The sequence below is a fragment of the Acinetobacter johnsonii CIP 64.6 genome (assembly GCF_000368045.1).
GTDB classification, from domain to species: Bacteria; Pseudomonadota; Gammaproteobacteria; order Pseudomonadales; family Moraxellaceae; genus Acinetobacter; species Acinetobacter johnsonii.
This window is the reverse complement of record NZ_KB849235.1, coordinates 701,823-722,730: the sequence shown is the minus strand read 5'-3', so window position 1 is coordinate 722,730 and position 20,908 is coordinate 701,823. Positions and strand designations below refer to the sequence as shown.

Here is a 20,908-nt window from a genome sequence, read left to right as displayed (position 1 = left end):
GACATCTATTGTTATAAATGTCCTTTTATTTAAACTCTAAACCTGTGCTGGAATCAAGTCTGGAACCAGTTTTGTTAATGCTAAACGTTGTTTCGCTGCGGTTGCACCGAGCAGTACGAAGCCGCGAAGTGTACCTTGACTGTCTAGGGCTTTGGCAATCATGCCATCGTCTAATTCCTCAGTTTCCCAGTTCACCTCTGCATCGATTGGCGCAGGCAAAACAGTGAGCGGCGCAGCGGGTGTTTTAACTGCTACAGGCATAGCAGGGTAATGCACCGCAGTGGTCTCACCATTTAAGGTTTTGGCTAAAGCGCGTGCTTGTTGCATGATTGGCATCACATAAGGCAGCAAGAGTCCGCTCACTTCAGCACAATCTCCTACAGCATAGATATGCGGTTGATTGGTCTCAAGCTGTGCGTTGGTCAAAATGCCACGACTGGTTTGAATATCTGCTTCTTTTGCCAGAGAAATGCTCGGTTGTAAGCCAATCGCAGATAACACTACATCTGCAACCAAAGACTGACCATTGGCCAAGGTCACAACATAGTCGCCATTTTCAATTTTAGACACTTTTTCAACTGTAGTGCCAAGGACAAAATGAATACCCGTTGCTTCAAGGTTTTCTTTAAAGGCACTTGAAACATGCGCTGGCAACAAACGGCCCAAAGGCTGGTTTGCCAAGTCGATGACGGTAGCTTGATGGCCTGTATGTTGTAAATCATTGGCAAATTCGCAGCCGATGAGACCAGCACCTAAAATGACTACACGTTTGTCTGCACGCTTTTCAAGTTCTGCACGGAAGGTTTTATAGTCGTCTAGATTGTTTACAACTTGAATGTCATTGCTTCCATCACCTGCAATGGCTAAGCGAATTGGATTTGCACCTACTGCTAAAACCAATTGAGAGTAGGGCTGTGTAGATTCAGTGCCATCTTTAACAAGAGTTAACTGCTGTTGTTCAGCATGAATTTCTTTTACCCAAGTATGCGTAGCAATCTGCATTTTCAGTTGTGTTGCCATTTTCTCTGCATCACCCAAAGCAATTTGTTCAGGCGCTTTGTTGGCAACAAAGGCATTCGACAACGTTGGTTTGGCATAATTAGTCGCATCATCTGCACATAGCATGAGCAGCTCTTGTTCAGGGTTCAGCTTGCGAAATTCACGTGCTACAGCATAGCCTGCCATACCTGAGCCAATGATGACGATGGGATGCATAAGGTTCTCCAGAGATTATTTTAAAGACGTAAAAAAAGACCATGCAGCATGGTCTTTAACACTATGAATTAGATTTCAACCATTTCAAAATCGATTTTTGACACGCCACAATCTGGGCAAGTCCAATCGTCAGGGATATCATCCCATTTCGTTCCCGCTACGATGCCATCTTGTGGCCAACCTTCTGCTTCGTCATAAATCCATCCACAAACGATGCATTGATACTTCTTCATTTGACTCTCCAAAACGCTGAACAAGAAAGGGTTCAGCAAAATAATCCATTACGCAAGCTGCTATTCATCTGAGTGGTTAGCATGCTTCGCTAACCTAAATTTTTACGCAGTTCTAATACGAATGTAAAGTAAATATCGGAGTTTAATGATTGAATCTATCTGCTAAAAGCGATGATCAGGACAAAACGTATCATTTAAAACCAGATCGTGTTTTGCGAATGTGTGAAGGTTATAGATGATTACATCTAAAAAAGATGTGTTTTTTCAATCAACTCGTCTTTTAAAATCCTTAAAAATATAGACTATGGTCGTGATGCAAATGTGGAATTGAATTGCTATTTTAATATTGAGTACATCTATACCTAATATTTATCAAATAAATGATTTAATTGAAAACAATAACTTACATAAATATTTTGGTTGTTCAGTCGGCTGCATAGCCAGTGCTTGACTGTTTTTTTGACAGATAACGCTGTAAAATTCATCTATTCCTTTTCAAATTTTATTGATCTCCTATGAACAACTTGTCTACAACGTTGTGGTCGCACATTCGTACGGTCCAAGATTTTCCAAAACCTGGGATTTGTTTCTTCGATTTAACACCATTGTTTATGAGCAATATTGAGCCTTTAACTGACGCGTTAATTGCAAGTATTCCTGCTGAGCAGTTGGCGGAAGTAGATAGTTTTGTTGCTGTAGAAGCGCGTGGTTTTGTGCTTGCGAGCTTATTGGCACAACGTTTAGGTAAAGGTTTATTGTTGGTACGTAAAGCAGGCAAGCTGCCACCACCGGTGGTGGGTGTGGGTTATAGTTTGGAATATGGATTAGACCGCTTAGAAATGGCAGCCAATACTCCATCGCAAAAAGTGATTATTGTAGATGACGTTTTAGCGACAGGTGGGACATTAAAAGCCGTTAATCAGCTGGTGGAAAAATGTAATCATGAAGTGCTCGGTGCCAGTATTTTTCTTGATTTGCCTGATTTGCATGCTGACTTAGGTTTAAAGATTTGGTCAGTGTTAGATGACAAATCGAAACCAGAATCTGTTGCTGCATAAGCACATTAAAAAGCCTTGGGACATCCAAGGCTTTTTTTATTTATATAAATATTGTTGTTCTAGATGTTCAATCAGTTGATTAATATTTTCAGGTTTAAGTAGTCGGTGGTGTCCACCTTCAACTGCTTGAATCAACATATAGTTTTCTAAAACTTCCTGTGCTGCATACATATCAATTAATTCATCTCCCAGCTCTAAATAGGCCACTTGCGGTACATTGTGGTCTAAGTCAGTATCATTAATGCTTGGGTAATCTTCGCGAAAGTCAGGGGCTAAGCGTGGGTTGGCAATCACACACGGAATTTGATGCAGCAGCGACATTTTCAATGCCCAATACGCACCAATACAATGCCCAACAATAATTTCAGGTTTTATTTTTTCAATAATATCGTCGTAGAAGCTGGCTACGGTAGAAAAATTGAGATAGCGATAATCGATATCGATACAAAATTTCTGCTTTGCATCAATGGCATGGAATTTAGTGGACTCACGTGAGGAGTCTAATCCATGCAAAAACAAAATTTTAGATTCGCATCTGCTCATGATTTATCATTCAATTAAAAAACTAAATTATTTTATGAGTGGAGAAAAGTTTACTTTTCCACGATTTATAATGTCCATTGTAGAGGGATTAACCGTGAAATGAAGTTAGCTTTTGGTCTAAGAAATAGACAGACCTTTTATACGGTGGGTGTCTTAGCTCTGAAATAAACAGGATGTATACTTTTTTATATACCGCGTGGTTTTTGATGATGCTCATTCGTCTGGAATTCTGCTATGCTATGCAACTTCCGTTTTTTAATACATATACGAGGCAGAGATGACGCAACAAAACGCTCAATCGACTTCTGAACAAGCCATTTCCGAAAACGATTTAATTGCACAGCGTCATGCCAAGTTAAAGCAGATTGAAGATCAAGCCAAACAAGCGGGCACTAGCCCATGGCCAAACACCTTTAAACGTGAACATTATGCGCAAGACTTACAAGATCAATTTGCAGACAAAAGCAAAGAAGAAATTGAAGCAGCAGAGCATGTTTATGTGTCTGTAGCGGGTCGTGTGATGTTGAACCGTGGTTCATTCATCGTGATCCAAGATATGACGGGTCGTATCCAGTTATATGTAGCGCGTAAAGAGTTAGCACCAGAAACCTTAGAAACTATTAAGAGTTTAGATCTTGGCGATATTATCGCGGTGAAAGGTTATATTGGTCGTTCAGGTAAGGGTGACCTTTATGTACATATTGAACACTTTGAGCTTTTAACCAAGTCGCTTCGTCCACTTCCAGATAAATTTCATGGTCTAAACGATACTGAAGTTAAATATCGTAAGCGTTATCTTGACCTGATTGTGAACGAAGAAACACGTAAGACTTTTGAAATCCGTGCCAAAGTAGTTTCAGGCATTCGCGCGTTCTTAACTGAACAGCGTTTCATGGAAGTAGAAACACCGATGATGCATGTGATTCCAGGTGGAGCATCAGCGCGTCCATTTGAAACGCATCATAATGCTTTGGATATGCCACTTTTCTTACGTATCGCGCCTGAGCTTTACTTAAAGCGTTTGGTGGTTGGTGGTTTTGAGCGTGTGTTTGAAATTAACCGTAACTTCCGTAACGAAGGCGTTTCGACGCGTCATAACCCAGAATTCACTATGATTGAATTCTATCAAGCTTATGCAGACTATAAAGACTTGATGGAACTTACCGAAAATATGCTTGAACGCTTAGCGCTGGACATTTTGGGTTCAACTGATGTGCCTTATGGTGAAGAAGTGTATAGTTTCAAGGGCCCATTCAAGAAAATTTCCATGTTTGATGCCATTCTTGCGCACAATCCACAGTTCACGCCTGAAAATGTCAATGACCGTGAATTCTTGGCAAAATTTGTGCAAGAAGAGCTGAAAGAACAGGTAAAACCAGGTTTTGGTCTGGGCAAACTTCAAACCATCGTATTTGAAGAAACTGTTGAAACTCAGCTACGTCAACCGACTTTCATTACAGAATATCCTGCTGAAACTTCGCCATTGGCACGTCGTAATGATCATAATCCGCACATCACTGACCGTTTTGAGTTCTTCATTGGTGGTCGTGAACTTGCGAATGGTTTCTCCGAGTTGAATGACCCGATTGACCAAGCTGAACGTTTTCAAGCACAGGTTTCAGAAAAAGACGCAGGTGATGATGAAGCAATGCACTACGATGCAGACTTTGTTGAAGCACTTGAGTACGGCTTACCGCCGACAGCGGGTGAGGGTATTGGTATTGACCGTTTAGTCATGTTATTCGCTAATGCAGCAAGTATTCGTGATGTAATCCTGTTCCCGCACATGCGTCATAAAAATTAAGTTTGATATGAACATAAAAGCCCGCATTATTGCGGGTTTTTTATTGATCTTTACAACATTACTAAATAGAAAAGCTTGAAAAAAAGAGATAAAAAAAATAAGGTAACACTTAGCTTTAAGTCCTGAGAATAAAACGGAATGTTTCTAAAAAAACACTTGCAATTGCTGTGCTAATGGGTGCAACAACGAGTATCTTTGCTCAAGGTCTCGTTTTAAATGATCAAAATTTAAGAACGGATCTAAACTGGTTAAATCAGCAGGGTGTGATTCAAATTAGCACATCTACATGGCCAATGAGTGGTGATGAAATTCAAAGAGTATTGTCTCAGGCTAAAGTAGCGACTCCTGCTCAGCAAAAAGTTATTGAGTCAGTGCGAGCTCATCTCGATCGTGAAAACACGATGTTTAAAGCACGTTTATTTGCTGAGAGTGATCAAAAACAAATTCCGCAAGCTTTTGGGGATCAAGAAAAAGCACAGTACCAAGCAGGTTTGGAATTTAATGCCGGTGGTGAAAATTGGGATGTTCGCCTTAGAGTGAATGGAGAAAAAGACCCACAAATTGACAACGATCAAGACGTTAATGTTGAAGGGTCTTACATAGCTGGAAAATTGTGGAATCAATGGTTGATTGCTGGTCAGATACCAACATATTGGGGGCCAGGTCATGATGGGAGTCTTTTACGAGGTGATGCGAGCCGCCCAGTCTATGGCTTTACCGCACAGCGTGCAGATCAATCAGCTTTTGAAACAAAATGGTTGTCATGGATTGGTCCGTGGCAATATCAAGCATTTGCAGGTCAATTAGATGACTATTCTGCTGTACCTGATGCTAAATTAGTGGGTCTACGTCTTACGGCACAACCTTTACCTTATTTAGAATTAGGCGCTTCACGTGCTTTTCAGTGGGGGGCGAGGGACGACCAGAAAGTTTTAGCTCATTCTGGGATGCTATGATTGGAAACAAGGATAACGGTGGTACAGGAGAACCAGATCCGTCTAATCAGGTTGCAGGATTTGATGCTCGATTAAATTTTCAGCAGTTGTTGAGTGTGCCTATAAGTCTGTATGGACAATATGTAGGTGAAGATGAGGCTGGTGGTTTACCTTCTAAAAAAATGTATCTTGCTGGCGTGGACTATTCGTCATCTTTTAAAAACATGCCATATCAACTTTATACAGAGTGGGCTGATACTCGAACCAATCGTGAAGCACAAGGTATTTCATATAACCATAGTATATATAAAGACGGATATTACCAACATGGTTTCCCATTAGGCCATGTCATGGGTGGAGATGGTGAAATGGTATCTTTGGGTGGTGATATTCGATTCGATGCAATGAACCGTCTAAATGGTCGATTATTATTTGCAAAGGTTAATCAATCTGGTCGTATTACCAATGCCGCCTTTCCTGAAACAGATGATATTAAAGCTATTGATTTAACGTGGTCACATTACTTAAGACCATTTGTACCAATCAAAATTAATGGTTGGTTCAGTGATTCTGATTTACATGGTAATGATGCTGGTGCATCGATTGGTATAGAAATACCTTTAGATAAACGCGTTTTTCATTATTAATATTTGAGAGTGATAGAACCCGCATTTATTGCGGGTTTTTTATGGCTTGTGCAATTAGCTTAACTTTCTTTGGTATCATGTTGATATATAAAACGAACAAGCTGGTCTGTATTGAGTGTTATTTTTAGTCTTCTAGATTGAGAGTTTGGTGAGTCATATACATAGAACCTAAATGAAACCGACTTTAGGTATTTGTAGATGTATTGCCAAGCAGAAACATAGATGAAGAATCGAAGCGTGGAGGAGTGAGCAGGCTGAATACTTTGAATGAAGTTGATGTAATATTTGAGTTTATTTGGGGATATCTAATTGTTGAATAAAACTTATAGGGCTTATCAATTTTGTTTTATATGAGGTTTTTGCATATAAATATAATAAAACAAGCAATAGTGTGTATAACTAAATCTTTATAATGAATATATATTTTTAAAAGTGTAATAAGTACACGATTTTTGTGAGTTGGTGCTGTCAATGTCATTAAATGAGGAAAGACTTACTCATCTTAAACAGCTTGAAGCTGAGAGTATTCATATTATTCGCGAAGTAGCTGCTGAGTTTGAAAACCCAGTGATGCTTTATTCTATTGGTAAGGATTCAGCAGTGATGCTGCATCTGGCGCTCAAAGCGTTCTATCCTGCCAAGCTTCCATTTCCGCTTCTGCATGTAGATACGGGCTGGAAATTTAAAGACATGATTGCTTTCCGCGACAACATGGCAAAAACCCATGGCTTTGATTTGATCGTACATCAAAACAAAGAAGGGAAAGATGCGGGTATTAACCCATTTGACCATGGTAGCTCAAAATATACCGACATCATGAAAACTCAAGGCTTAAAACAAGCGCTTGATAAATACGGTTTTGATGCGGCATTTGGTGGTGCACGTCGTGATGAAGAAAAATCACGTGCGAAAGAACGTGTCTATTCATTCCGTGACTCGAAACACCGTTGGGACCCAAAAAACCAACGTCCTGAACTTTGGAATCTTTACAACGGTAAAGTGAACAAAGGTGAAAGTATTCGTGTATTCCCACTATCAAACTGGACTGAGCTTGATATTTGGCAATATATCTACTTGGAAAGCATTCCATTGGTTCCACTTTACTTAGCTGCAGAACGTCCTGTGGTTGAGCGTAGTGGTACCCTGATTATGGTTGATGATGAACGTATGCCTTTAAAAGAAGGCGAAGTTCCACAAATGAAATCGGTACGCTTCCGTACACTTGGTTGTTACCCACTTACGGGTGCAGTGGAGTCAACGGCAAATACCTTACCTGAAATTATCCAAGAAATGTTGCTTGCAACTAGCTCTGAACGTCAAGGTCGTATGATTGACCATGATGAGGCGGGCTCGATGGAGAAGAAAAAGCAAGAAGGTTATTTCTAACTGTTGATAAATCTCTCCCCTTGCGCAGCAGTGCTGCTCATCTTTTTCTAAGAGAGGAGAAAAGCCCTTCTTTTGTAAAGGGGAAAGTCTCCCTTAACAAAGGGAGATTTAGAGGGGTTAAAGAGATTAAAAACCGATTTCTAAAGAATATGTGGAGTTTTGAGCAATGTCTCATCAATCAGAACTGATTAGCCAAGATATCTTGGGCTATCTAAAACAACATGAAAATAAAGACTTATTGCGTTTTCTGACTTGCGGGAACGTCGATGATGGTAAGTCAACTTTAATTGGTCGTTTGCTTTACGATTCAAAATTGATTTATGAAGATCAATTGCAAGCAGTAACTCGTGACTCTAAAAAAGTCGGTACGACAGGCGATGCACCTGACTTAGCACTCCTTGTAGATGGTCTACAAGCTGAACGTGAGCAGGGTATTACCATTGATGTGGCTTATCGTTATTTCTCAACTGAAAAACGTAAGTTCATCATTGCCGACACGCCAGGACATGAGCAATACACGCGTAACATGGCAACGGGTGCGTCGACTTGTGACCTTGCGATTATCTTGATTGATGCGCGTTATGGTGTACAAACTCAGACACGTCGTCATACTTATATTGCAAGCTTACTGGGCATTAAGAACATTATTGTTGCGATTAACAAAATGGACTTGGTTGAATTTTCTGAAGCGCGCTTCAATGAAATTCAGAAGGAGTATGCAGGTTTTGTGGCGCAATTGGGTGACCGTAAGCCAAACAACATTATCTTTACGCCTATTTCAGCATTGAATGGTGATAACGTTGTCAATAAATCACCAAATACGCCATGGTACACAGGCGAAACTTTGATGGGTACGCTTGAGTCTGTGGAAATTAACCGCAGTTCGGTGACTAACGATTTCCGTTTCCCTGTGCAATATGTAAACCGTCCAAACCTCGACTTCCGTGGTTTCTGTGGCACGGTTGCGCTGGGTGATGTATCGGTAGGTGACAAAATCGTGGCTTTACCATCAGGTAAGTCGTCGACCGTCAAAGAAATTGTCACTTATGATGGTAATTTAGAGCGTGCTGTTTCAGGTCAAGCGGTAACCTTGACTCTGAATGACGAAATTGATATTTCGCGTGGTAACGTGCTTGTGCGTGCGGATCAAGCTGCGCCAGAAATTTCACGTTCGGTCAATGCCACTGTGGTTTGGATGGCAGATCAACCGCTGGTGATTGGTAAGTTGTACAACCTAAAAGTGGGTACGCAAACCGTTCCTGCAAAAGTCACTGCTATTAACTACCGTACCAATGTGAATACATTGGAAAAGGCACAAGTGGATAGCCTTGAGCTGAACGCCATTGCTAATGTCACTGTTGAGTTTGATGCACCTGTGGTATTTGATCGCTACCAAGACAGTCGTTATACAGGTTCGTTTATCTTCATCGACCGTTTAAACAACGTGACGATTGGTGCGGGTATGGTGGAAGAGTCTGTGGAATGGTCTGCGCATAGCAACCCTGTCACAGCGGAAGACCGTGCTGCACGTTTAGGTCAAAAACCTGCTGCGGTAACTGTATCTGTGAAAGCACTTGAAAATGCACAAGTACTTGAAAACTTGTTAATTCAACAAGGTGTGGTTGCGATTGCGAAAGCAGGTCTAACTGCTGATCAGGTTGCACTAGTACGTGAAACAGGTGTGGTTGTGGTGACTGACCTTGTCGATGGTACAGATGTCGCATTCACTCAAGATGCGGTTGAAGAGCTGGCTGATAAAATTGTTGAATTGGTTCGTCTGTAACTGATTGAGCGAATTTGAAAAGGAACCCACCGTAAGGTGGGTTTTTTATTGAAAAAATTAAAAAATAGTGGTAATAATGCATGAAAAATAAACGAGTTTAGTTAAATGTTTAAAAGTTTGATATTGAAAAATTTCAGAAATTTTGAGCAGATAAATATTGAATTAAAAGATAAAAATATAATTTTAGGAATGAATGATGTTGGAAAAAGTAATTTATTACATGCTTTGAGATTGGTCTTTGATAAGAAGATAAGATTAGAAGAAATACATTCTACTGATTTTCATAATAAAAATGATAGAAATCCAATTGAAATTATTGTTGGGTTAGATATATCCCAGCCTGAAAAAGAAGATGTCCAAAAACTTAAAGCTAGAGCACATGAAGCTGTAACGCAAGAAGAATCTGAAGTTTTTTATATCAAACTAATAATAGAAAATAGAAAAGAGGAAGGAATATTAAAACAGTTTTTTTGGGGAGATGAACTAAGTGCTTTAAAAGAAATAAAGGGTAAGGGGGTTAATTATTTAATTTTAGATGATGTATTTAGTGTGATTTATATTCCGTCACATGTTGAAACTTTAAAAGTCTTTAGTGATATAAAAAAAGAGGTATTAAAAGATATAGTTTTAACTGAAGATGATTCAATATTAAAAGTTGAAATTAAAGATAACTTTGAAAATATAAATGAAAATATTCAAAAATTAACATCTGTTAGTAGAATAGAAGAAGAAATTAATCAAAATTTGAAAATTTTTGATGAAACATATAAAGTGAAAATAACTTCACAATCAATAGTTGATGACTTATATAAGCAACTTAGAATTTATACCATAGAAAATGATCATGATCATTTGTATCCTGCTTCTGGGGATGGTAGGCAGAAAAAGATAATGTATGCCATGTTACATTATTTTTTAGAGAAAGAAGCTATTAAAAAAATTCCCATCTTAATTCTAGAAGAACCAGAAAATCATTTATTTTTAAGTGCGCAAATAGACTTATCTAGAACATTATTTGATGATTTAAATATTAAGTATATTTTTTGTTCAAGTCACTCATCTGAGTTACTGTATCATATTGATATTGATTGTAATTTGGTTAGATTGTATCGCCAGAAAAATATGCCCTTAAGAAAAACTATCAGTAGCTCGGCACAGATAAGTAGTGAATATCATAATCTAAAAAAGATGTATGCTGAGGGGCTCAGTAAAGGATACTTTGCGGATTGTGTTTTATTGGTTGAAGGATATTCGGAAAAACTTTTGTGTGATTCTATTTTAAGTTGTGTACTCAGTAAAAACCAGTTTCAAAAACTGTATGTTTTACCAGTACTTGGTACAAATTTTAAACCATATAGAGATTTACTTAAAAAACTGGGAATCAAGATTATTGTTCGAACGGATAATGATATATATAAGAATGATATTTATGGATTAAAACGCTGCTTAAAAATAGTTAATAAGAACCTTACTGAGATCATTCCTGAAGAGCTAAAAGGTAGGAAAGATGAAGGTGAAATAATTTTGAATAAGAAGAAGAAAGATCTACACAAGCACTTTCAACCTTTAATTGAGAATCTCAAACTGGAACATGATATATTTTTGGCTGAAATTGATTTAGAAAATGATATTGTAAATGCTTTATTAGATGAGGGAATAAGTGATTGTTCGCTTAATGGGGAAGTTGTTGATTTAGAGGAGTTGAAGTCAGAACTTCAATATAAAAAATGGCACAATATGTTTTTATTTTTAGAAGAAAATGAAGAACTATTTGAAATAATATTCAAAAATTCAAGATTTGATTTTTTAAAAGAAGTAAAAGCATGCCTAGTTTAGATTTTACATTGGAACAACAGAGAATATTAGATTGTACTTCGGAAAATATAATTGTTTCAGCTTGTGCTGGATCTGGAAAATCTTCTACATTAGTTGAAAAAGCAAAAAGGGAAATATTGCTAAGTCGTCCATGGAAGAAATTGGCAGTACTTACGTTTACAAATAAATCTAAAGATGATTTGATTTCTAAAGTAAATCATCCATCAATTATCATTACAACATTTCATAGTTTTATTTTTGAAAATTTATTCCCATTTGATCCTCAAGTAAGTGATCAATTAAAAGAAATGTTCCGTGTAGAGGTTGATAATTATACTAAGTGGTTAGATATCTTATATAATAAAAAAACTATAGTTGGCTCGAAAGGAAAGAGTGACTTTGTATTAGAACATGCTATAAAACTTTGTAATAAGAAAAATGTACAACACTTTTTTAAATCTAAATTTCATGCAATTTATATTGATGAAGCACAGGATAATAATATTCAACAATATCAATTGATTGAGTTTTTTATAAGATTAGGTATTAAGATTTTAATGGTAGGTGACGCAAACCAAACATTATATGGATTTAGAGGAGCTTGTTCTAATACTTTTACTCGCTATGTTCATGATAATAGATTCAGTAGTTACGACCTAAAACAAAACTTTAGATGTCATCATATCATTAATAGAATTGCTAACTCCTATAGTTTTCCTGATGAGCATGTATATGAAGAGAATATGGGATATTTTGTAATAAATATTAATATGCTAAATCAAGTTGTTGAAAAGTTAGTAGATGAGTCCATTGTTTTTTTGAAAAAGACTAATTATGAATTATCAGATCATGATGGTAAATTTTCTATTCTAAAAGATATTTCTTTTTCTCCTGATTTAGATGTTATGGTTAAAAAAATAGTAATTTGTCTTTTGAAAATTAAATTCAAAGAAAACTATTTTATGTATAACTTTTTAGACGAATTACAAATAGATATTGAGAAATTTAAAAAAAATGAAATAGATTTTTTTAGAAACTGTGTAGAAAAATATATTTATGAAAATGGCAATTCATTGGATGGTGCTTTGAGTTTAATAGGTTTTGCAGAATTGAATAATCAGATTTGTGAAACGTACAGCTCTTTAAGCCAATTAGAGGAAACAAAAAACTTTTTTCAAAATACAAATAAGCATGTAACTATGACTATTCATTCTTCGAAGGGACTGGAATTTGATAACGTTATCCTAAAAAAAGATGATCTTTATCATAATGGAGTACTTCAGAAAAATAACTTTTATGTGAGTATGACTCGTGCTAGAAGTCGTGTTTTAGTAATTTTATGATTCTTAAAAAATTAATAAACTCTAATTTTTAGATTCATATTTTAGCTAATCGAATCACAATAAGTTAACTTTCTTTATGAAACAGCTTTTTCAGCTTATTCACATAGCGTTTAAATGGCCAAGTAAACTGCTTCACAAAACTGTTTGGAATTTTATAGCCGACTGTGCCATATACACTGGCCAAATGATTAGGCATGTAAATCGATTTAAAAATCACGTCATAAAGTGGAATAAAGGCTGCATAATTTTTATCAATCGCAGGCTTTTCAGAAGAATGATGCCAGTGATGAAATTCAGGTGTTGCGATCAGCCAGCGCAGATAGGGAAAGCGAAAACGCACGTTGGAGTGAATAAAAATGGCATGGAAAGAAATAAAGACCAAATAAGCAAAGACAGCAGACGTATGAAAACCTAACAAGAAAATTGGTAAGGTTGCTATAAAACGGGTCATTAACACTTCAACGATGTGTAAGCGTGAAGAGGCTAGCCAGTCCATTTGTTCCGTTGAATGGTGAATGGCATGAAAGCGCCATAAAAAATTCACTTCATGCATCGCACGGTGTAACCAATAGGTGGTGAAGTCCACCACAATCAATAACTCAATAAACTGTAACCAAATCGGTTGTACCTGCACATAGGGCACAATCGGGTTATTGGGAATATGCGTGATCCAATACTGAATAGGCATGACCGTTAAAAACGAAAAAAGCTGAATGCCAATATGGCTAAACATGAAATATTTCATGTCTGTGACCCAGCCAACGCGTAGAATTTTCTGTTCAGTGTTCTTTGCAAAAAATCCTTCAAGTGGTATGAAAACTAAAGCAAGGATGATTAAGGTAATAACGAAATAATCAAAACCTGCATAAAACGGGAGTGCGGGCAATGTCGGTGCTTTGATCAGCCCACAGCCTAAAACAGCCGCTAAAATGGTGATACACAAACCATAAAAACCATATTTATTCTGTTTAATGATCGCACTATAGGTACCAAAAACAGCACTGAGGATGATACCGAACAGTAAGGTATAGTAGAAAACATTATAGTGTTTGCTATATAGCGGGCGTAGCTCTGGTGTGGTGAGCACAGTGGGGAATAAAAAACATAAAGCCGCAAAAATACCCAAAAAGCCTAAGGAAACAGAAAGAAATGCACTGATCTTGCCTTGCCCAGCATTGAGTTGTAGGTTTTCAAATTTTTTTCTAAGTTGATCTGTCATTTTAATTTAATTCTGAATTTTAGGAGTTTTGTCAGAGTTTGCTTGAGGGTGTGAGCATGCAAACAGAGGTTAAATTTTAGCGGTATTACAACTGTTCAGCAATCTTATCTAAAAAGATCAAGTAATCCTTCACGTTTACCTATTTGATTATAAATTCTGATGTTCTATTTCAGAATTTAAGGTTGCAATCATTAAAAAATTAACTAAGATATATCTTAATAATTTAAAGTTGTATCTTAGATATGTCTAGAACACAAAAAGTTGAATCCTTTACTCATTTGGAAATAGCGCCAGTGTTACGTAAACAGCGCCTATTTGAAGCGGGTCAGATGAAACTTTTAGCCTTACATCTCATTTCATTCGCACCTAAATATGGCTATGACCTTATTAAAGAAGTGAGTGAAATTGTGGGAGGGGGCTATTGCCCAAGTGCAGGAACGATCTATCCAACCTTGAATTATTTGGAAGAGCAGCAGTTTGTTCAGGTTGCGTTAGATGATGCTGAACGTAAGCAATACCGTATAACGGCCTTGGGTTTGAAGCATCTTGAGGTTGAGCAAGCAAATGTGGAAAAGATTTTATCTCGTTTCGATACGCGTAAAAAAATTCAAAATAATGAACAATATCTTGACATTAAACGTGCGATGGAAAACCTCAAAGCTTCCTTAAAGCTCAAGATACAACACAGTGAGCTGAGCACTGAACAAATTCGTGTTATTGCAGAACAAATTGATCAAGCAGCGGTGAATATTGCACGTCTCTAGGAAAAAAGAATGAAACAACATGCTTATGAAGTCACACTTAAACACATTGCAGATGCTCAAGGCAACCCGTCGACCTATACCGATATTTTGAGTTTTAACAGCTATAACCACGATGATATTTTTAAAGTGTTACAAGTGATTCAAAACAGTCAAATGCTGGATGATGAAGCAGCGAAATCATTTGCTGTTGGTTTAAAGCTCTTTAGTGAGGTGATGCTAGAGCATAAAAACCTTCCACTCTTTAAAGATTTTATGCCACATTTTGGGCAGTTTATGAAAACTTTAAAACAAACCGTTAAAACGCCAAGCCAAAGCTAATTTTTATTTACTCAGGTCGATTATGTTCAACACGCTCCCCAAAATTCATATCAAACACTTAAATTGGTTAATGCCTTTATTGCTTTCAGGTCTGATGAGTGGTTCTATTTCTGGTTTTAACTTGCTGCTAAATAAAGGCTTAGTGCATAATTTCTTCCATCTTTGGCTCAAAAGCTGGAGCTTATCTTGGTTGATTGCATTTCCTCTGATTATGGTGTTTTTGCCTTTGGTTCGTAAATTTCTAATGCAGTTTGTATCTTTGCCTGATCAGCCACGCAACTGAATACCTGTGTTTTTCATTTGGCCCGAATCGTTCTAAGTAATGCTTGAGAGGGATGTCGAGAGCAGTCGCAGCTTGCTTTTTTTATCAATGATCAGCGCTATCACGTAGCAAAATAGGCTTCACACTATACATAAGTACGGTGTTCTTCATTTCAATTTATTTCTATGATCAAATAGGTCTATGAAACTTGAAAAATATCGCAAGAGTTAGGAATAAATCATGTCACAAACAACGATGCAACAGGTCATTATTACAGAGCCGGGTGGTGTGGATAAGCTGGCATATGAAACAGTGACTATCCCTAAAGCAAAAGCAGATGAGGTCTTGGTTAAGGTCCATGCGTTTGGCATTAACCGTCCAGATATTTTACAGCGTCAAGGTTTATATCCAATGCCGCCTGGGGTAACACAAGTGCCGGGGCTTGAGGTTGCAGGTGAAGTCGTTGCAGTTGGAGCTGAAGTTACCCAGTTTAAATTAGGCGATAAAGTTTGTGGTTTGACCAATGGTGGTGGTTATGCCGAGTATTGTGTAGTTCCACAAAGTCAAACTTTACATATTCCAGAAAATGTAAGCTTTGTGGAAGCGGCGGCTATTCCTGAAACTTTTTTCACGGTCTGGGCCAATGTATTCCAAATGGGTAAAGCCAAAGCAGGGGAAGTGGTGTTAATACATGGTGGAACCAGTGGCATTGGCACCACGGCACTCATGCTATGTAAAGCATTGGGCATTAAAACCTTTGCAACCGTCGGCAGCGATGAAAAAGTACAAGCCATTGCGAATTTGACAGATGCCATCAATTATAAAACCCAAGACTTTGAACACCTGATCAATGAGAAAACGGATAATGCTGGTGTTGATGTCATTTTAGATATGGTGGGTGCACCGTATTTAGAAAAGAATTTGAACTTGCTCCGCCGCGATGGACGTTTGGTTTATATTGCCTTTTTAGGGGGTGCAAAAGCCAAAGAGGTTAAGTTGGGGCAAATTATGATGAAGCGCTTAACCATCACAGGTTCGACCATGCGTGCACGAAATACCGCTGAGAAGGCTGAGATTGCACAAGGTTTACAAGATCATGTGGCACCGTTATGGGCCAAAGGCGATTGCTTGCCGATGATTTATCAAACTTTTGAGTTTGATCAGATTCAAGCAGCGCATGCCTGCATGGACACGGGTGAGCACGTGGGTAAAGTTGTGGTAACAATCCTGTAATATTTCTAGAGTATAAAAAGTAGAGCTGACATCATGTCGGCTTTTCTTTTGCCTAAAATTTTTCCAAAAAATAAAAATAATGTACTGAAAACAGAAAATAATTTCACAAAAATTAAAAAATGATAACTGTTCGACACAACCTGTCAAAACCGTGGTGTAAATTTGAAACTAAATTTAAACCTGACAAATTTACGTGGTTTTAAATGAAAAATAAAACAGAAAAGAGGGTTGTCATGAAAATTTTATCGACATCATATACACATGCGCATGGTTTCCGTGCGCTCAAGCGCTTGCATAAGGCGGTTATCTATAATAGTGTTTTACCTGATGAGTTACATAAGCTATATAAAGCTTTAATTCATTTTGAGCGTTATATAGAGCGTTTAGCGCATCAGCAAACTGTAGTAAAGAAGAAGAAATCTAAAAAACATTGATCGATTTTTTTTTGATAAAAACATGACATAGCTTGAAAGCTGACCGTTTGTCTTTTACTTAATATTATTCAGTGACTTATATTGAATATAATGCTTAGGCATTTAACTATAAATAAAGACACAACATTGATTGTGCAGCGAGGGCAATATGAAGCGTAAAGCTTCAACACATGAACGCCTTGCGGAGCGTTTAGCGAATATTTTGACTAAATTAAATACTGGATATCAATTAGGGGTTGCAGAACTAGCACATGAATTTCAGGTGAGTACGCGAACGATAGAGCGAGATTTTGATCGTCTCAATACGTATTTGCCTTTACTTCAAGATGAATATACCAAGAAGTACTTTTTAGATCCTGTTTATCTTGGGCGCTTTAAGCTACAAGACATTCAGAACTTTGCACAGCTTTCTGGGATTGGTGAGCTCTATCCATCTCTAGATATGTCTTTTCTACGTGGCCTGCTTGATGAGCGTGCAAATCAAGTGTTCTCTGCCAAAGGTTATTATTATGAAAATGCACAGCAATTTGCTGAACATTTTCAGGTTTTTGCGGGCGCGATTCATAAGCGTCAAAAAATCAGTTTTATTTATAATGATCGTTTACGCCATGTTGACCCGTATCGTTTAATTCATCATCAGGGAAGTTGGTATTTGGCCGCAGCTGTAACTGATGAATTACGTGCTTATCGTTTAAGTAAAATAGATCAAGTGGTTGTACATGAGTCGGAGCTTTTCGAGCACCATTTAGAAGTTTTGACCCAATTAGAGCTCAGTGAGGGGATTTGGTTTGCAAAGCATAAGCAAACGGTGAAAATATCGGTGCGACCTGAAGTTGCCTTATATTTTAAGCAACGTCTATTATTGCCAGAGCAACAAATCGTACTAGAAGATGCATCAGGTGGTTTGTTAATTGATTGTCAAATTTGCCATGAAATGCAACTTTTACCTTTGGTGCGTTATTGGATTCCATACATTAAAATTATTGAGCCAGCTCATTTTCAAGAAAAATTAGAACAAGATCTGCAACATTACTTATTACCACCCTTATCGTGATAAACGAATGAGATATTATTTTTAAGAGAGTCAATGTGCTCTCTTTTTTTGTGCATTGCATTATGCTTTTTCTGTAGGCATAAAAAAACCAGCTTAACGCTGGGTTCTTTATATGCACCATACTTAGAAGTATAAGAATGGTGCCCGAGGCCAGACTCGAACTGGCACGCTTTGTGGGCGGGGGATTTTAAATCCCCTGTGTCTACCGATTTCACCACTCGGGCTTTAACAAGATGGAGGCGGAGGTCGGAATCGAACCGGCGTCCACGGAGTTGCAGTCCGCTGCATGACCACTCTGCCACCCCGCCGCGTCTTGTTGATGCGTATATTAGCAAGCTCTGAAAAAAAAACAATAGTGCTTTCATTCGTATGCGCATAAAAACAGCATATAGCGAAAAATATTTAAAATTATCATGTATTATGTGCAAAATTGATTCATATCAACACTTGGAGATGTGCCGTGGCATTAGTTTTAGATGGTCGTGCATTGGCAAAACAAATTGAAGCTGACTTGTTAACTCGCGTTGAAGCGCTCAAAGCAAAATCAGGTCGTACCCCAATTCTTGCGACTATTTTGGTGGGTGACGATGGTGCATCTGCAACTTATGTACGTATGAAAGGAAATGCCTGCCGTCGTGTTGGTATGGACTCACTTAAAGTTGAACTGCCAAAAGAGACCACCACTGAACAATTGTTGGCAGAAATTGAAAAACTGAATGCAAATCCTGATGTTCACGGTATTTTGCTTCAACATCCAGTGCCTGAACAAATTGATGAGCGTGCATGTTTTGATGCAATTTCTCTTGCAAAAGATGTGGATGGCGTAACGTGTCTTGGTTTTGGTCGTATGGCCATGGGTGAGGCAGCATATGGTTCTGCGACACCTGCCGGCATTATGACTATTTTGCAAGAAAACAATATCGAAATTGCTGGGAAGCATGCTGTCGTTGTAGGACGTTCTGCAATTTTAGGTAAGCCAATGGCTGCGATGTTACTTCAAGCCAATGCGACCGTAACGATCTGCCACTCACGTACTCAGAACTTAGCTCACTTTGTGAAACAAGCCGATATTATCGTGGGTGCGGTTGGTAAGGCAGAATTGATTCAAAAAGATTGGATCAAACAAAGTGCAGTGGTTGTTGATGCTGGTTTCCATCCACGTGATGGTGGTGGTGTAGGCGACATTCAGTTGGTCGGTATTGAAGAAGTCGCTTCTGCGTATACACCTGTTCCAGGTGGCGTAGGTCCAATGACCATTACCACGTTGATTCGTCAAACAGTTGAAGCGGCTGAGAAAGCTTTAGCTTAATTATTTTAAGTGGTCTAATGCTGCCTTGAAGCCAGTATTAGATACACGAAAACGTCATTCGCTGTTGTTTGAGTTAAGACTTTATTGTTTATTGAATGTTTCTGCGACTTTTTAAATAGATGGTGGTGTTTAACGAGTTCAGCGAATGACCATGGTTTTGCCTACTTTTGCCAAAACAAAAGTAGGTCTAGCCGAAGGCTAATTCCTCAATCCAAATCTTAGCTGCAAGATCCTGCAGTAAAAGCATAAAAATACTCAACAACTTATGAGCTGTACTTTCCAATTCCCCAAAGCCCCAGATCATTTACTTCAAGCCCTGCATGAGGTGATTCCACAGTGTGAATTGCTTGCGCAACAGCTTCCTGAAACATCTATTTCCCTGTGGCTCATTCCTCCCGTATTTCCAACCGATAAACTGGATGATGAAATCATTCGTCGCATTTGGAATGAAACGCCATATTGGATCTTTTGTTGGGCTTCAGGCCTAGCCATGGCGCAGTGGTTACTGGCAGAGCCTCATCATGTCAAAGATAAGGTGGTGTTGGATTTTGGCGCAGGTTCAGGTGTGGTGGCGATTGCAGCCAAAATAGCGGGTGCAAAACGTGTGATTTGTTGCGATATTGATGCAGTTAGTTTAGATGCTTGCCGTGCCAATGCAGAACTTAATAATGTAGAGCTAGAGTATTTGGATGACTTGTATCAATCTGAACAGGTCGATGTTCTATTGGCTGCCGATGTTTTATATGACCAATGTAATCGATTCTTTTTAGATGAATTTTTAAAGTTTGCACCTGATGTGTGGGTGGCAGATAGTCGTGTTAAAAATTTTAGTCATCCGCAATACATGAAGCTCGATGAGCGTAGTGCCACAACTTGGCCAGATCTAGATGAGTCACCAGAGTTTCGTAATGTGAGTTTTTATCGAACGTTAGATGCTCAAAAAGGGCACTAAGCCCTTTTTTATATTAGAAGGTCTTAAGAGCAGGTATAGCGTACAACATGGAGTGTGCTTGGACGTGCTTCAAGTGACTCACGTGTTGCAATGTTCTCACCTTGGTGTAAGTCTGGTGTGTTGCTTAAACCAAAAGTGGCACGAGTTTGACCAATTTGGCGGCCATATTCGGGAACATCCGCTGCAGTGTTAGGAATTTCATTAATACTTAAAATCGCCAATTTATAATTCTTTTGTGAACCTAAAACTTTTTGGCAAGCACGTTGTAATTTGTTTTCATCGAGTTGCTGATTTTTACGAGCAGCAAGCGTATAAGCAAGGGTAGCGCTCGACGCTGATTGATGTTCAATTTGATAGCCAACATTGCCATTGTATTGGCGAGGCGTGCTTTGACATGCAGATACTGCTAAAACGATACAGCTTAAGCCTAAAAGTTTATACGTATTTTTCATATAAAAAGTTCCTAACATTATTCTTGTTCTTAGTATGCCATACGCGGGTGTAATTCACGATATTTCAATCGATCAAGTTTCGGCAAAAAATTGATCAAACATAAAAAATGCCTTCATTCGAGAAGGCATTTTTATGTCTAGCTTATTAA

At 38.1% G+C, this 20,908-nt stretch carries 19 protein-coding genes, 2 tRNA genes and 1 pseudogene; 15 read left to right on the top strand and 7 right to left on the bottom strand.

The features are described from left to right. Positions 1-36 precede the first annotated feature (36 nt). On the bottom strand, positions 37-1,215 hold the full coding sequence (locus F986_RS09385; RefSeq protein ID WP_004694382.1) for an NAD(P)/FAD-dependent oxidoreductase: 1,179 nt from the start codon (positions 1,213-1,215) through the stop codon (positions 37-39). A gap of 68 nt (positions 1,216-1,283) precedes the next feature. Then, positions 1,284-1,448: a rubredoxin RubA gene (gene rubA / locus F986_RS09380; protein ID WP_004694381.1), complete on the bottom strand. Its 165-nt coding sequence runs from the start codon at positions 1,446-1,448 to the stop codon at positions 1,284-1,286. Between the two features lie 515 nt (positions 1,449-1,963). Here rubA and F986_RS09375 point away from each other — a divergent pair. Continuing rightward, on the top strand, positions 1,964-2,506 hold the full coding sequence (locus F986_RS09375) for an adenine phosphoribosyltransferase (protein WP_004694379.1): 543 nt from the start codon (positions 1,964-1,966) through the stop codon (positions 2,504-2,506). A gap of 36 nt (positions 2,507-2,542) precedes the next feature. Here the strand turns inward: F986_RS09375 and F986_RS09370 are convergent, their stop codons facing one another. After that, complete coding sequence (locus F986_RS09370; RefSeq protein ID WP_004694377.1) at positions 2,543-3,049, bottom strand: YqiA/YcfP family alpha/beta fold hydrolase; 507 nt, start codon at positions 3,047-3,049, stop codon at positions 2,543-2,545. A 277-nt stretch (positions 3,050-3,326) separates the two neighbouring features. Here F986_RS09370 and lysS point away from each other — a divergent pair, with 277 nt between their 5' ends. The 6 genes and pseudogenes from lysS (at position 3,327) to F986_RS09340 (ending at position 12,762) form a co-directional block, all read left to right on the top strand. Next, the gene (gene lysS / locus F986_RS09365) at positions 3,327-4,853 is read left to right on the top strand and encodes a lysine--tRNA ligase (RefSeq protein WP_004694374.1); all 1,527 of its coding nucleotides are present in this window, start codon (positions 3,327-3,329) and stop codon (positions 4,851-4,853) included. 173 nt (positions 4,854-5,026) lie between these two features. Then, positions 5,027-6,435, top strand: a pseudogene (locus F986_RS09360) (capsule assembly Wzi family protein). Between the two features lie 471 nt (positions 6,436-6,906). Then, a complete protein-coding gene (cysD, locus tag F986_RS09355; RefSeq protein ID WP_004694369.1) occupies positions 6,907-7,821 on the top strand; it encodes a sulfate adenylyltransferase subunit CysD in 915 nt (304 codons plus the stop codon). A 166-nt stretch (positions 7,822-7,987) separates the two neighbouring features. After that, positions 7,988-9,604, top strand: a complete 1,617-nt coding sequence (gene cysN / locus F986_RS09350) for a sulfate adenylyltransferase subunit CysN (protein WP_004694367.1) — start codon at positions 7,988-7,990, stop codon at positions 9,602-9,604. Positions 9,605-9,709: 105 nt separating this feature from the next. After that, the gene (locus F986_RS09345) at positions 9,710-11,440 is read left to right on the top strand and encodes an ATP-dependent nuclease (RefSeq protein ID WP_004694365.1); all 1,731 of its coding nucleotides are present in this window, start codon (positions 9,710-9,712) and stop codon (positions 11,438-11,440) included. Then, positions 11,428-12,762, top strand: coding sequence for a UvrD-helicase domain-containing protein (locus F986_RS09340; RefSeq protein ID WP_004694364.1), 1,335 nt, complete (start codon positions 11,428-11,430; stop codon positions 12,760-12,762). The genes F986_RS09345 and F986_RS09340 overlap by 13 nt, the downstream gene beginning before the upstream one ends. Before the next feature lie 64 nt (positions 12,763-12,826). On the opposite strand, the gene F986_RS09335 is transcribed toward F986_RS09340, so the two are convergent. After that, positions 12,827-13,981: a sterol desaturase family protein gene (locus tag F986_RS09335; RefSeq protein ID WP_004694361.1), complete on the bottom strand. Its 1,155-nt coding sequence runs from the start codon at positions 13,979-13,981 to the stop codon at positions 12,827-12,829. A 242-nt stretch (positions 13,982-14,223) separates the two neighbouring features. Between F986_RS09335 and F986_RS09330 the strand changes: the two genes are divergently transcribed. The 6 genes from F986_RS09330 (at position 14,224) to F986_RS09305 (ending at position 18,046) form a co-directional block, all read left to right on the top strand. Continuing rightward, positions 14,224-14,745 carry a PadR family transcriptional regulator gene (locus F986_RS09330; RefSeq protein WP_004694358.1) on the top strand — a complete coding sequence of 174 codons (522 nt, stop codon included), beginning with the start codon at positions 14,224-14,226 and terminating at the stop codon, positions 14,743-14,745. A gap of 9 nt (positions 14,746-14,754) precedes the next feature. Continuing rightward, positions 14,755-15,063, top strand: a complete 309-nt coding sequence (locus F986_RS09325; protein WP_004694357.1) for a DUF3861 domain-containing protein — start codon at positions 14,755-14,757, stop codon at positions 15,061-15,063. A gap of 22 nt (positions 15,064-15,085) precedes the next feature. Further along, a complete protein-coding gene (locus F986_RS09320; protein ID WP_004694355.1) occupies positions 15,086-15,346 on the top strand; it encodes a DUF2798 domain-containing protein in 261 nt (86 codons plus the stop codon). Positions 15,347-15,565: 219 nt separating this feature from the next. After that, complete coding sequence (locus F986_RS09315) at positions 15,566-16,558, top strand: NAD(P)H-quinone oxidoreductase (protein ID WP_004694354.1); 993 nt, start codon at positions 15,566-15,568, stop codon at positions 16,556-16,558. Between the two features lie 203 nt (positions 16,559-16,761). After that, the gene (locus F986_RS09310) at positions 16,762-16,992 is read left to right on the top strand and encodes a hypothetical protein (RefSeq protein ID WP_406935408.1); all 231 of its coding nucleotides are present in this window, start codon (positions 16,762-16,764) and stop codon (positions 16,990-16,992) included. Positions 16,993-17,140: 148 nt separating this feature from the next. Beyond that, positions 17,141-18,046, top strand: coding sequence for a helix-turn-helix transcriptional regulator (locus F986_RS09305; RefSeq protein ID WP_004694351.1), 906 nt, complete (start codon positions 17,141-17,143; stop codon positions 18,044-18,046). A gap of 138 nt (positions 18,047-18,184) precedes the next feature. Here the strand turns inward: F986_RS09305 and F986_RS09300 are convergent. Then, positions 18,185-18,270 (bottom strand) — tRNA-Leu (locus F986_RS09300). A 10-nt stretch (positions 18,271-18,280) separates the two neighbouring features. Next, a tRNA-Cys gene (locus F986_RS09295) sits at positions 18,281-18,354 on the bottom strand. Positions 18,355-18,506: 152 nt separating this feature from the next. Here F986_RS09295 and folD point away from each other — a divergent pair. After that, the gene (gene folD, locus F986_RS09290) at positions 18,507-19,355 is read left to right on the top strand and encodes a bifunctional methylenetetrahydrofolate dehydrogenase/methenyltetrahydrofolate cyclohydrolase FolD (RefSeq protein ID WP_004694349.1); all 849 of its coding nucleotides are present in this window, start codon (positions 18,507-18,509) and stop codon (positions 19,353-19,355) included. A gap of 265 nt (positions 19,356-19,620) precedes the next feature. Further along, positions 19,621-20,307: a class I SAM-dependent methyltransferase gene (locus F986_RS09285; protein ID WP_004694347.1), complete on the top strand. Its 687-nt coding sequence runs from the start codon at positions 19,621-19,623 to the stop codon at positions 20,305-20,307. Positions 20,308-20,330: 23 nt separating this feature from the next. Here the strand turns inward: F986_RS09285 and F986_RS09280 are convergent, their stop codons facing one another. After that, complete coding sequence (locus F986_RS09280; protein WP_004694346.1) at positions 20,331-20,759, bottom strand: hypothetical protein; 429 nt, start codon at positions 20,757-20,759, stop codon at positions 20,331-20,333. Between the last annotated feature and the right edge of the window lie 149 nt (positions 20,760-20,908).

Coding starts and splice junctions, on each gene's coding strand:
- F986_RS09385 (WP_004694382.1), bottom strand. CDS start 1,215: ATGCATCCCATCGTCATCATTGGCTCAGGTATGGCAGGCTATGCTGTA.
- rubA (WP_004694381.1), bottom strand. CDS start 1,448: ATGAAGAAGTATCAATGCATCGTTTGTGGATGGATTTATGACGAAGCA.
- F986_RS09375 (WP_004694379.1), top strand. CDS start 1,964: ATGAACAACTTGTCTACAACGTTGTGGTCGCACATTCGTACGGTCCAA.
- F986_RS09370 (WP_004694377.1), bottom strand. CDS start 3,049: ATGAGCAGATGCGAATCTAAAATTTTGTTTTTGCATGGATTAGACTCC.
- lysS (WP_004694374.1), top strand. CDS start 3,327: ATGACGCAACAAAACGCTCAATCGACTTCTGAACAAGCCATTTCCGAA.
- cysD (WP_004694369.1), top strand. CDS start 6,907: ATGTCATTAAATGAGGAAAGACTTACTCATCTTAAACAGCTTGAAGCT.
- cysN (WP_004694367.1), top strand. CDS start 7,988: ATGTCTCATCAATCAGAACTGATTAGCCAAGATATCTTGGGCTATCTA.
- F986_RS09345 (WP_004694365.1), top strand. CDS start 9,710: ATGTTTAAAAGTTTGATATTGAAAAATTTCAGAAATTTTGAGCAGATA.
- F986_RS09340 (WP_004694364.1), top strand. CDS start 11,428: ATGCCTAGTTTAGATTTTACATTGGAACAACAGAGAATATTAGATTGT.
- F986_RS09335 (WP_004694361.1), bottom strand. CDS start 13,981: ATGACAGATCAACTTAGAAAAAAATTTGAAAACCTACAACTCAATGCT.
- F986_RS09330 (WP_004694358.1), top strand. CDS start 14,224: ATGTCTAGAACACAAAAAGTTGAATCCTTTACTCATTTGGAAATAGCG.
- F986_RS09325 (WP_004694357.1), top strand. CDS start 14,755: ATGAAACAACATGCTTATGAAGTCACACTTAAACACATTGCAGATGCT.
- F986_RS09320 (WP_004694355.1), top strand. CDS start 15,086: ATGTTCAACACGCTCCCCAAAATTCATATCAAACACTTAAATTGGTTA.
- F986_RS09315 (WP_004694354.1), top strand. CDS start 15,566: ATGTCACAAACAACGATGCAACAGGTCATTATTACAGAGCCGGGTGGT.
- F986_RS09310 (WP_406935408.1), top strand. CDS start 16,762: ATGAAAAATAAAACAGAAAAGAGGGTTGTCATGAAAATTTTATCGACA.
- F986_RS09305 (WP_004694351.1), top strand. CDS start 17,141: ATGAAGCGTAAAGCTTCAACACATGAACGCCTTGCGGAGCGTTTAGCG.
- F986_RS09285 (WP_004694347.1), top strand. CDS start 19,621: ATGAGCTGTACTTTCCAATTCCCCAAAGCCCCAGATCATTTACTTCAA.
- F986_RS09280 (WP_004694346.1), bottom strand. CDS start 20,759: ATGAAAAATACGTATAAACTTTTAGGCTTAAGCTGTATCGTTTTAGCA.